The following is an 11839-nucleotide window of genomic DNA, read 5'->3' as shown; positions in this document are numbered from 1 at the left end:
CCTGAACCCCTTCGGGGGCTTTCGGATGAATCAACCATCCCGGCAGTGCATGCCGGGCTACGAAGCGCGCATGCCTTTCCCGGCTAAGGGAACGCTACCCCCCTCCCTTCGGAGAGGGCAGGGGGTGGGGTCTGGGCGCGGCGCCGCGCAAACCCCGCAGGGTTCAGGGTCCCCGACCCGCAAGGCCAACCGCTCGATGAGTGCCACCCGGGGGCCACAAGAAGAGGGAACACCGTACTTTAGCCGCCCATGAATCTCCTGCTCACTAATATCGGCCGGCTTGCCGGCATCCGGGATGCCCGGGCACCGCTGCGGGGCGCCGCCCTGGCGGAGTTGCCGGCCCTCGAAGACGCCTACCTCATCATCGAAGACGACCGCATCGCCGCCTTCGGGCCCATGAGCAGTTTGGCACAGCAACCCGGAGCTTTCCGCGCGCATATCGACTGCTGCGGCGGCACCGTGCTGCCTGCCTGGGTAGACAGCCACACGCACCTCGTATTCGCCGGCTCGCGCGAGGCCGAATTCGTGGATAAGATCCGCGGCGTCTCTTATGCCGAGATCGCGGCGCGGGGCGGCGGCATCCTCAACTCGGCACGCCTGCTCAACGAAACCTCGGAAGACGAGCTCTTCCGCCAGGGCTGGACCCGCCTGCAGGAGCTGCGCCGCCTTGGCACCGGCACCATCGAGATAAAAAGCGGCTACGGCCTCACGGTGGAAGGCGAGCTCAGGATGCTCCGCGTGGCGCGCCGCCTGCGCGAAAAAAGCGGCATGCCCGTCCGCAGCACCTTCCTGGGCGCCCACAGCTTTCCCGCCGAATACCGCGACGACCGCGAGGGCTATATCCGCCTCATCATCGAAGAGATGCTGCCCCGCATCGCGGCCGAAGGGCTGGCCGACTATATCGATGTGTTCTGTGAAGAGAATTTCTTCACCCCGGAGCAGACGATCCGTATTTGTACGGCCGGCAGGGCGCATGGGCTGAAGCCCCGCCTGCATGCCAACCAGCTCGCCGTTTCGGGCGGCGTACAGGCGGGCATCGGCGTCGGCGCGGTATCGGTAGACCACCTGGAGAGTATGGATGATGCGGCCATCACCGCCCTCGCCGGATCGGACACCATGGGCACCCTGCTGCCCACTGCCGCCTTCTTCCTGCGCATGCCCTTCCAGCCGGCGCGGGCACTTGCCGACGCCGGTTGCGCGCTGGCACTGGCATCCGACTTCAACCCCGGCTCTTCGCCGAGCGGCAACATGAACCTCGTGGTGTCCATGGCCTGCATCGGCATGAAGCTGCTGCCCGAGGAAGCCATCAACGCCGCTACCTTCAACGGTGCCTGCGCGCTCGAATGGCAGGAGCAGTGCGGCTCCATTGCGGTGGGCAAAAGAGCCGACCTCATTTTGACACGGCCGATACCGTCTTTGGCGTATCTTCCTTATGCGTTCGGTAGCAACCTCATCGAAAAAGTGCTGCTGGGCGGTGAACCATTATGAGCAATACTTCCGCAACTTTGAACCCCGCAAAGACGCAGACCAATATGCAGGTACCCCATTTCAAGTTTTATAAGAAAGACGATATTCTCTCGCTTACCAGGATCCGCCGCTTTGAAACGAAGCTCGGCGAGCAGGTGCACGTACTTCACGATGACTACACGGCCGAGGCCTTCCAGCGCCTCGACGCGCGCTACGTAGTGGTGGGCATTCCCGAAGACATCGGCGTGCAGGCCAACGGCGGGGTGGGAGGAGCCTCCACCGGCTGGATTTCCTTCCTGCAGTCCTTCCTCAACGTGCAGAGCAACGACTTCCTCACCGGCGACGACGTGTGCGTGGCGGGTCATTTCGACTTCGGCGATATCCAGTACCTCATCGAGCGCAACGCGCAGAACGAAGACGAGCGGATCGAGGCCTTCCGCCACGCGGTCAATACGATCGATGAAGAGGTGGAGAAACTGGTCAAGGCCATCGTGAGCGCGGGCAAGATCCCGGTGGTCATCGGCGGCGGCCATAACAATGCTTATCCCATCATCAAGGGTGCCGCCAAGGGCCTGCACCAGGACCTGCAGATAGCGCTGCCGCAGATCAATGCCATCAACCTCGACGCGCATACCGACTACCGGCCCGCCGAAGGGCGCCACAGCGGCAACGGCTTCCGCTATGCCGAAGACGACGGCTTCCTGCAGAAATACGTGGTGGTTGGCCTCCAGGAAAACTACCTGCAGCAGAATGTTTGGGTCGACATCGTCAACAATCCCTTCTTCGACGTTATTAGCTACGAAGACATTTTCATCCACGGCAAGCGCAGCTTCCACCAGGCGGTAGCGCATGCCATTTCGTTTACCGACGATACCTACACCGGCATCGAGCTCGACCTGGACGTGGTACAAGACGCACTGTGCAGCGCGGCGACCCCTTCGGGACTGCTGCCGCTCCATGCCCGCCAGTATGTGAACCTCTGCGCCGCCAACGCCAAATGCGCCTACCTGCACCTTTGTGAGGGCGCCGTCCGTCTCGCCAACGGCCGCACCGATGAGTCTACCGGCAAGTTGATGTCCTTCCTGGTAACCGATTTCATTAAAATGCACGCCGGCCGCGACGCCAACTAAGAACGAACCGATGAAAAGCAGATACTATCAAAAGCGCGGTTACCACCTGTTCATGATGTTGGTGGCCTTAGTGGCGGTGATCGTCATGCTCGCCTCTATGCTCTCCGACTGGCAAACAATGCCGCAGTTCCGACGATTTGTGCGTCTCATCAGCATTATCGTTTTCAGCAGTATTTTCTATACCCATTTCACGCGCTACCGCAGCTGGCGGTCGCCGGACGAAGAAGACCCGATTTAATGGAAAAAGCCCCTCGCGGGGCTTTTTTTATCGACAAGAAGTTTATTCTGCGGATAGGTACTGCGCGTATGCATAGCCTTCCTTGCCATCGCTGGTGCGCACGAGCCACCACTGGTCGGAAGCCTTGCTGATCAGCGTTACATAGTCGTTATGCGCGGCTTTTCCCACGATCGGCTGGTCGGTGCCGGGGCCCTTGCGGATGTTGAGGTTCGACTCCTGCGTGGTGACCTTTGCCCGGCCGCCCGCAGCCGATGCGCTTACATCCACGTTAAGCACCAGGTCGCCGGCGCGGAAGTCGGGGTCGATCTGGTTATAGATATTCCAGAGCTGGTCTTTCACCGCGCCGCTGGGCGCCTGGCCATCAATATACAAGACGTTTTCCTGCTCGCGCACCTGGAGGTTTTGCACGCCGGCCTGCTGCGCGGCCTGCACGAGCTGCGCATATTTGTTTTGCAATGCTGCCATGACCTGTTTATTTAAGGGTTAATTGGTTGTTGACTTTTTTAGGATGAAGCGCATCCAGCGCCGGACGAAGTTTCATCCAGCGTTCCCGTGCCAGGGTGCCCGTCACTGTGATTTCACCATTTGCCACCGTTGCGGTAGCGCCGGGAAAATCCTTCATGACTTCCGGCAACTTTTGCTGCAACTCCTGGTCGGCGGAGATCTCCACCGGAGCCGCCGGCGGGGGCGCCGTCTGGGTTGTGGTGGTTTCGGTATTCTCGGTCTTTTTCTTGTCCTTGCAGGCAGGTAGCGTCAGCGCCATCGCCGCCGCCAGCGGAAGGCAGAGCAGGTACTTCTTCATAAATGATCGGTTGATTTTGAAGAAGGGATTGATGCAATCGCCATACCAAGCCACCGGAGATGGCTGATGTCAGATGTTAGATGCTAGAAAAAGAAAAAGAATCGCAAAGCGATTCTTTTTCTGAGTGCGCCCGCGACATCAGACATCAGCCATCAGACATCAAACACCTCACAGTTGTGCTTCCAGCTGGAGGATCTTCTCGAACAGCTCTTCATATTGGCTGTTGAGGCTGCCGATTTCCTGCTGCACCCTTTGGTAATCCATTTCGGTTTTTTTGAAGAGCTCGGGGTTGGCGTAAGTATCCGGGGTGGCGAGTGCGGCTTCAAGGTTCGTCTTCTTCTCGTTGCACTCGGCCAGCTTGTGCTCTACCAGGCCAAACTGCCGCTGGAACTTCTGGAGTTCTTTCTGCAACTCTTTATTGATCGGCTTTTTGTTGTTGACGGGCTGCGGCTCGGGTGCCTTGGGCACTTCCTTTTTTGGCTCCTCGCGCTTCCCGGTCTTGGGTGACACCTCCGATGCCTGCTCTTTTTCCGCCCGCTGCTGTTCGCGCTCTTCGGCCGCGCGCCGCTCCTTCCATTCCACCCACTCATCGTAGGTGCCTTTGAATTCGCGGATCTTGTGGTCCACGATCTCCCAGATCTTGTTGGCGGTCTTCGAGATAAAATAGCGGTCGTGGCTCACCAGTACAAAGGTGCCGCCATAGCGGTTGAGGGCTTCGATCAGCAGCTCGTTGGAATGGATATCGAGGTGGTTGGTCGGTTCGTCGAGGAGCAGGAAGTTGGCCTTTGAAATGATGGTCTTGGCCAGGGCCACGCGGGCTTTCTCGCCACCGCTCAGCACACGGATCTTTTTATCAGCGTCGTCGCCGCCGAACAGGAAGCAGCCGAGCAGGTTGCGGAGCTCCTGCTCCGTCTTCTGCGAGCCGGCATCCTTGAGCTCGTCGAGCAGCGTGTTGTTGATGTTGAGGGCCTCGAGCTGGTGCTGCGCATAGAAGGCTTCATCCACGTTGTGGCCCCATTTGCGCTCGCCTTCGATCGGCTCGGTGCCGGCAATGATGCGCAGCAGGGTCGACTTGCCCTTGCCGTTGGCACCGATCAGGGCGATCTTGTCGCCGCGCTCGATCTCGGCGGAAGCGCCATCGACGATCGTCAGCTGCGGGAATTTCTTCGTGACATTTTTCAGCTCCACGAGCACTTTACCCGGAACCTTGTCGATGGCAAAGTTGATACGCAGGTCGGGGCGCTCGATACCGACGTCTTCGATGCGCTCCAGCTTATCGAGCTTCTTGATGATGCTCTGGGCCATGGCCGCCTTCGAAGCCTTGGCGCGGAAGCGCTCCACGAGGCGCTCGTTCTGGCGGATATAATCCTGCTGGTTTTCGTAAGCCCGCTGCTGCAGCTCAATACGCTGCACCTTCTCGGTTTCGTAATATTCGTAGTTGCCGGTGTAGAAGTGCAGCTCGCGCTGGTACAGCTCCACGATCTTCTTCACCATCTTGTTGAGAAAATGACGGTCGTGGCTCACCATCACCACCGCTCCTTTGTAATGCTGAAGGTACTTTTCCAGCCATTCGATAGAGGGAAGGTCAAGGTGGTTGGTCGGTTCGTCGAGCAGCAGCAGGTCGGGCTGCTGCAGGATCATACGGGCGAGGAGCACCCGCATCCGCCAGCCACCGGAGAATTCATGGTAAGGCCGCTGCAGGTCGGCGTTGGAAAAGCCGAGGCCCTGGAGCACTTCGCCGGTTTTGTATTCCATTTCATAGCCGCCGGCCTCCTCGAACTCGTGGAGCTTTTCGCTGTATTCGTGCAGAAGCGCTTCCGACTCGTCGGTCTCCAGTTTTTTGGTGATGTCCTCCAGCTGCTTGCCGATGGCCACCGCCCGGTCGAAGGCATGCATGGCAACCTGCAGAATGGATTCGGTCGTTTCAAAAGAAAGCAGGTCCTGGTGGAGGTAACCGATCGAAGTATTACGCCCGCGTTCCACCGTACCATTGGAGGGCGTGTATTCGCCCACCAGCACTTTCAGCAGCGTCGATTTGCCCGTGCCGTTGTAGCCGACGAGGCCGATGCGTTCCTGCGGGTGGATATGCCAGGTGGCATCTTTTACGATGGTCCGGGCGCCGAATTCAAATGTTACGTTCTGGAAACCTGCGAGCATAGAAAAAAATAAGGACGCAAAGATAACAAAGCCGTGGGAGGGTTCCGAGGTTTTAGCGGTTTTACAGGTTTTAGCGGTTTCAGGCCCTGGCCTAAGCTTTCAGGTGACGTCAAACTATAAAAGCTCTTAAAACCTTCTGAACCCCTCAAAACCTTTCCTTAACTTGGGCCCTCCAAAAACCGCATATGAAACAACTCCTGGTTCTTGCGCTGCTTTTCCCGGCAGCTTCCTTTGCACAGTGCGACAAGCTGCTCGGCGGCGATCCGGCCGCCGCGGCCTCCTATATCGCGGATGCCGAAAAAGCCCTCGATTTAAAGCTTACCGTCGACAACCAACCCGCCTTTATGCAGGCCAGGGACGCCGATGGCTATGCCCAGGTGCGGGTGCAGTACGACATGAAAAACGAGCTCAAGAACGGTCAGCCGGTGCAGGTCAACAAGGGCATCAAGCGGATCTATATCGGCGGCCCCTGGGAGAAGATCGAGAAAATGTACAACGAGTACTTCCTGCCCCGCATCAAAGGCTGCAAAACGACCACCGACGAAAGCACCGACACCTGGGAAGGCCACAAGCTGCGCCACGTCAAACAGGGACAGCAAAGAAGCATGTCACTTGGCTTTATTGAAATTACCCGGGCTTAGTGTGCTAATGGGTTGGTGTGCTAGTGTGCGCGTTCAAAGCATCCACAAAAGCGCTATCACTACCAAACTAGCACACCAGCATACTGCCAAACTAGCACACTACCGCATTATCTTTGCGGCACAATCCTCAGCACATGCGTAGAAAGCTTTGGCTCCTGGCCCTTTTCATTGCCGCCATCGGGGTGTATTTCGCTGTCTTTTACAAGAAGGAAGAGCCTGCGGCACCCGAGCCGGAGAAGCAAAAGCCCATAGTTCAAAGCAAGTACAGCGCGGCGTTCAACGAGCAGGTGCACCACGCCCTCACCGATTATGACGGACTGAAGGAACGCTATGTGAACTGGGACAGCGCCGGCCTGAAGCCAGAGGTGGATAAGCTGCAGGCGAGCCTTGGCGCCCTTTCGTTCGAGGAGCTCAAAAAGGATCCGGCGATTTATGAGACCGTGGTGAGCATGAAGGACAACTTTAAAAACGACCTCGACGGCATCCGCAATGCGCCCAACCTCACCGAGAGCCGCCACTCCTTCAATTCGTTGTCACAGAACCTGTACGACCTGCTGCGCACCATCCGCTACGACGGTTCGTCCATTTACCTGCAGGAGTGCCCGATGGCCTTCAACGACGAGGAAGCCGCGGTTTGGCTCAGCACCTCCAGCGCCGTACGCAATCCCTACCTGGGCCTCCACCATCCCAAATATCACAGCGGCATGCTCGAATGCGGCGGTCCGAAAGACAGCCTCCGGTTCGCCGCCAACAAGTAACCTATGCGCTTACTGGCGATGCTGTTGGCATTGGGCCTTGCCCTGGGTGCCGCGGCCCAAACGAAATACACCATCAGCGGTTACGTGCGCGACAGCGCTTCGGGTGAAACCATCATCGGTGCAACCGTGTCGGTGCCCGCTACCGGCCGCAGCGTTACCAGCAACCAGTACGGGTACTACTCCATCTCGCTTGAAGAAGGCAATTATACACTCGCCGTGTCGCATGTGGCTTATTTCACCGGCGCCTATACCGTTCACCTGAGGGCCAGCCGGCAGCAAAACTTCAACCTGCAGGCAAAGTCGGCGGCCATGAGCGAAGTCGTTGTTTACAGCCGCCGCCGCGACGCCAATGTGCGCAACACGCAGATGGGCAAGATCGACCTTTCGATTGCGCAGATGAAAAGCATCCCCGCCTTTCTTGGTGAAGTGGACATCCTCAAAACCATCCAGCTGCTGCCCGGCGTGCGCAACGCAGGGGAGGGCAATGCCGGCTTTTACGTGCGTGGCGGCGGCCCCGACCAGAACCTGATCCTGCTCGACGACGCCGTGGTATACAACACGGGCCACCTGTTCGGCTTCTTTTCGATCTTCAACTCCGACGCCATCAAGAACGCGTCACTCACCAAAGGCGGCATGCCCGCCCAATACGGCGGCCGTCTTTCCTCGGTGCTCGACGTCGCCATGAAGGACGGCAACAACCAGAAGTTCACCGGCGAAGGCGGTGTCGGGCTGATCGCTTCCCGCCTTTCACTGCAGGGCCCGATCGTAAAGAACAAGGCTTCCTTCATGGTTTCGGGCCGGCGCACCTATATCGATGTGCTGCTGAAGCCCTTTATTTCGAAGGATGCCAACGGCGCCGGATCGGGCTACTATTTCTACGACCTGAATGCAAAGGTCAACTACCGTTTTTCGGAAAAAGACCGCCTCTACCTGAGTGGCTATTTCGGGCGCGACAACTTCAACTTCGTTAACAAAAAACGCTCGTTTAACGCCCACATTCCCTGGGGCAATGCCACCGCCACGCTCCGCTGGAACCACGTGTTCGGACCACGCCTGTTTGCCAACACGACATTGGTGTATAACGATTACCAGTTCGAGTTCAAGGCCAACCAGAACGACTTCGAGATCGGGCTTGCATCGGGCATCCGCGACGGCAACCTGAAGGTCGACTTTGACTACTTCCCGGTGCCGCGGCACCGCCTCAAATTCGGCGCGCAGAGCACCTATCACAAGTTCATCCCCAACCAGATTTCCGGGCGCCAGGATTCAACGGTTTTCTCACCTGCCAACGCAGAGGTCAAATACGCGATCGAAAACGCGCTCTATGTGCAGGACGACTGGGAGCTGAGCGACCGGCTCAAGGTCAACTACGGTATCCGCTGGGGCCAGTTCGGCCAGCTCGGTCCCTACAAGAAATTTATCCGAGACGCCGACCAGAACAAGCTGGATAGTACGTTTTACGGCCGCAACCGCCTTGTTCAGAGTTATAGCGGTTTCGAGCCACGCGCTACCCTGCGCTACCAGCTCGATTCGGTTTCGTCGATCAAGGCCTCCGTTACGCGCAACCTGCAATACATTCACCTGGTAAGCAATGCCGGCACGACGCTGCCGACCGATCAATGGGTGCCGAGTACCTTCAAGGTGAAGCCACAAATCAGCTGGCAGTATGCTGCGGGTTATTTCCGCAATTTCAAAGACAACCAGTACGAAACCTCGGTGGAAGTGTATTACAAGGACATGCGCAACCAGATCGAGTTTGAAGAGGGCTACCAGCCCAACGTCGGCGACCAGGAAGATCATTTTGTGTTTGGCCGCGGCTGGAGCTACGGGGCCGAGTTTTTCGTCAACAAGGTGCGGGGCCGGTTTACCGGCTGGGTGGGCTATACGCTTTCGTGGACCTGGCGGCAGTTTCCGGAGATCAACGGCGGCGAGAAATACCCGGCTAAATACGACCGCCGGCACGACCTGTCGATTGTAGGCACCTATGAGCTGAACCGCAAGTGGAAGCTGGGCGGGGTGTTCGTTTACGGCACCGGCAATGCCACCACGCTCCCGGAGCGTTTTTACGTGGTGAGCGGCGTGCTGACGCAGGAATACAGCAAGGTGAACCAGCATCGCCTGAAGCCCTATCACCGCATGGACCTTTCGGCAACCTATACCCCGATACCAAAGCGTCCCCACCGTTTCAGCTCCAGCTGGGTATTCAGCGTTTATAATGTTTACAGCCGTCTCAATCCTTATTTCCTCTATTTCGACCAGGAGGGAAGTCCGTACAACGGCACGCTGAAAGTGCAGGCGAAGCAGGTGTCGCTGTTCCCGATCATCCCGGCAGTAACGTGGAATTTCAAGTTCTGATGGTGAATGGTCAGCGGTCAATGGTGAATCGCAAAGCGCAGTAATAAAGAACGTCCCGCTTTTGGCGGGACGTTCTTTATTATGATCAGGCCTAAGCCTTTGACCATTCACCATTGACCTTTGACCACCTCACTGCGCCCGCTTCCCGATATCCGGGTCATAAATGAACCGCACCTTGGCGCTTTTCTGCTCGGTGGACGTCAGGAATAATTTAAACCGCTGTTTGCCCTGGGTAACGATCAGGAGCGCCGTGTTGGGCGGAATACGCCCCAGGTTCTCGGCTACCATTTCGATTTCCTGGAAGTTTTCCTTCAAATCGATGTGCACGTAAGTCGTGATGGGCGTGGTGTTCAGTTTCTTGTTCGAAAGGATGGTCTTCCCGTTCACGCGCACCGTGATGCTGTCGCCATCTACTTCGGCATTGTCGTAAAAGTCGAGGCGCACCATGCCCGTGTCTACTTCGAGTTCGGGAATCTCCTTGAAGGCCGACTCGCTCACACGGGTCAGCTTGAGCTCACCCGGCTGGCAGTTGGCATCGGTATTCATAACCTTGCCGGCCCATTCGCCCTGGAGGATCTCCAGGTTACCGGTGCGGTAGTAGGAGAGGGTGTAATTCTTGATGCAGGGTATGCAATCGGGCGGGATGCGGAAGGTTTGGACGGCTCCTTCGCGGAGGTACAGCTTCTGGGTGCTCGCATACCAGGTGCCGAGGAATTTCTTCTTGACGTAGTTGGTGATATCGGAGTAATGATAGGAGGCACCCAGAAGGGTATCGCCGTGGCCGGTGTTAATCTGCAGTTCGATATAATATTTCGGGAAACAGCCGCCGGTGTTTTGCGTCAGCGTTCCTTTCCAGACGCCGTTCAGGTTCGGCCCCTGTGCTCCGCACACAAGCCGGGCCACACAAAACAGGATCAGGAGGAGTCTTTTCACAATGGGAAATTAACGGACGGATGAAAGCAGCGCCGGCTTTTTCGATGAGCGGTTATTGCGTGGCCGCGGTTTCACTGCCCTTTTGCAGGCGGAAACGCACCATCGCATTCTTCTGTTCGGTAGATGTGATCTGCACCTCGTGGCGCGTTTCGCCGTCCCACACGATCATCAGCGAGGTATTCGGCGGGATGCGGCCCATGTTCTCGGCCACCATCACCAGCGTATGCTCCGGGTGATCCTCGTCGAGCTTCACCCGCAGCTCGATCGGCGAGGCGCTCAGCCGCTTCGAGGCAAGTATCAGCTTATTATCGAGGTACACCGAAATCGTGTCGTCGTCAATTTCGCCGTTGTCGTACAGCTTCACGAGTATCTCCTCGTGGTGCACGTCGAGGATGCGTGCCGTATTGTTCTGGCGGTTGCGGGTCTGTACCGGGATCACCATGGGCTTCAGGTCGGCCTTGTGTACCACGTCGGCGGCAGGGTCACGCTGTACCGTATTATTACGGGTAACGCCTGTGGCCGGCGGGTCGGTCTTCGGGCTGGCTTTCGCCACGGGCGGGGTCGTAGCCGGCTTGCGCGGAGGTGTTGCCGGCGTTGTGCGCTTTACAACAGGCGGCGCCTGCTTTACCGGGGGCTTCACCCGTGCCACCGTGTCGGCACGCGGCACCGGCTTCTTTTTCAGGAAAGCCTCCACCGGGAACTCGGTGGTTTCCACGCGGCGCAGGTACACCCGGCCGGAGCCACAGTCGCCCCAGGTACCATTGTTCTTCGGATTGGCGCGGTCTTCCCGCTTGCCGAGATAGGTGCCTTCCAGGAAAAGCTCCTTGCCCGACTGCGAAAAAGTAAGGTTGTAATTCATCAGGCAGGTGCCGCCGCCACCGAGGTTGCGTACTTCAACGGTGCGCAGTTCCTCGATCCGGAACTTGTTATCGGCGGCGAAGAAGGTGCCGCTCATGCTCGACTTGCCATAAAAGCGGGTGTCGAGAAAAGAGTAGGAAACTCCCTGGGTCATCTTGCCGTTCTGGGCTACCTGGAACTCAAGCTTGTACTGCTCACCGGCTTCGGTGACGAAGTAGCCGCGCCAGATACCGGTGACGGTTTTCGAGGGGCCGCCGGCGTTGGCTGCGATCGCGCCTTGTGTATTTTTGCCGGAGACGCCTTGCTTTGCCGGAAGGCTACGACCCGCCGCCGGCGCTGTTTTACGCGGCTGAAGGCTGGTTTTGGCACCCTGGGCCGATACGCCCGAGGCTGTCGACACCACACAGAACAAACAAGCAATAACGCCAAACGGTTTCATTAAAGCGAATTTATACCCATTTGTTCTGCCGCCGGCCGCGCGAAGGAAGCAAGAGTTTGTT

11 protein-coding genes are annotated in these 11839 nt (G+C 57.9%); 6 read left to right on the top strand and 5 right to left on the bottom strand.

The annotated features are described in order from the left end of the window. The first annotated feature begins 249 nt into the window (after window positions 1-249). The 3 genes from hutI to EPD60_RS01200 are packed head-to-tail and all read left to right on the top strand — an operon-like array spanning window position 250 to window position 2835. Window positions 250-1488, top strand: a complete 1239-nt coding sequence (hutI, locus tag EPD60_RS01210) for an imidazolonepropionase (RefSeq protein WP_131446020.1) — start codon at window positions 250-252, stop codon at window positions 1486-1488. 17 nt (window positions 1489-1505) lie between these two features. Next, complete coding sequence (locus EPD60_RS01205; protein ID WP_243647736.1) at window positions 1506-2597, top strand: formimidoylglutamase; 1092 nt, start codon at window positions 1506-1508, stop codon at window positions 2595-2597. 10 nt (window positions 2598-2607) lie between these two features. Next, window positions 2608-2835, top strand: a complete 228-nt coding sequence (locus tag EPD60_RS01200; RefSeq protein WP_131446018.1) for a hypothetical protein — start codon at window positions 2608-2610, stop codon at window positions 2833-2835. Window positions 2836-2877: 42 nt separating this feature from the next. On the opposite strand, the gene EPD60_RS01195 is transcribed toward EPD60_RS01200, so the two are convergent. From EPD60_RS01195 to EPD60_RS01185, 3 genes are all read right to left on the bottom strand, one after another. After that, window positions 2878-3300, bottom strand: coding sequence for an SH3 domain-containing protein (locus tag EPD60_RS01195; RefSeq protein ID WP_131446016.1), 423 nt, complete (start codon window positions 3298-3300; stop codon window positions 2878-2880). Window positions 3301-3307: 7 nt separating this feature from the next. Further along, on the bottom strand, window positions 3308-3637 hold the full coding sequence (locus EPD60_RS01190; protein ID WP_131446014.1) for a hypothetical protein: 330 nt from the start codon (window positions 3635-3637) through the stop codon (window positions 3308-3310). A gap of 168 nt (window positions 3638-3805) precedes the next feature. Beyond that, a complete protein-coding gene (locus tag EPD60_RS01185; protein WP_131446012.1) occupies window positions 3806-5794 on the bottom strand; it encodes an ABC-F family ATP-binding cassette domain-containing protein in 1989 nt (662 codons plus the stop codon). Between the two features lie 185 nt (window positions 5795-5979). Between EPD60_RS01185 and EPD60_RS01180 the strand changes: the two genes are divergently transcribed. The 3 genes from EPD60_RS01180 (at window position 5980) to EPD60_RS01170 (ending at window position 9548) form a co-directional block, all read left to right on the top strand. Then, window positions 5980-6435 (top strand): hypothetical protein, encoded by a 456-nt coding sequence (locus tag EPD60_RS01180; RefSeq protein ID WP_131446010.1) that lies wholly within the window; start codon window positions 5980-5982, stop codon window positions 6433-6435. A gap of 134 nt (window positions 6436-6569) precedes the next feature. Beyond that, window positions 6570-7193: a DUF3347 domain-containing protein gene (locus EPD60_RS01175; protein WP_131446008.1), complete on the top strand. Its 624-nt coding sequence runs from the start codon at window positions 6570-6572 to the stop codon at window positions 7191-7193. Window positions 7194-7196: 3 nt separating this feature from the next. After that, window positions 7197-9548 carry a TonB-dependent receptor gene (locus EPD60_RS01170; protein WP_131446006.1) on the top strand — a complete coding sequence of 784 codons (2352 nt, stop codon included), beginning with the start codon at window positions 7197-7199 and terminating at the stop codon, window positions 9546-9548. Between the two features lie 129 nt (window positions 9549-9677). On the opposite strand, the gene EPD60_RS01165 is transcribed toward EPD60_RS01170, so the two are convergent. After that, entirely contained in the window at window positions 9678-10481 is an 804-nt protein-coding gene (locus EPD60_RS01165) for a hypothetical protein (RefSeq protein ID WP_131446004.1), read from the bottom strand. Window positions 10482-10533: 52 nt separating this feature from the next. Continuing rightward, window positions 10534-11778, bottom strand: a complete 1245-nt coding sequence (locus tag EPD60_RS01160) for a hypothetical protein (RefSeq protein ID WP_131446002.1) — start codon at window positions 11776-11778, stop codon at window positions 10534-10536. Between the last annotated feature and the right edge of the window lie 61 nt (window positions 11779-11839).

The sequence above is a fragment of the Flaviaestuariibacter flavus genome, from assembly GCF_004337505.1.
Taxonomy (GTDB): Bacteria; Bacteroidota; Bacteroidia; order Chitinophagales; family Chitinophagaceae; genus Flavisolibacter; species Flavisolibacter flavus.
This window is presented reverse-complemented; position numbering and strand designations above follow the sequence as displayed.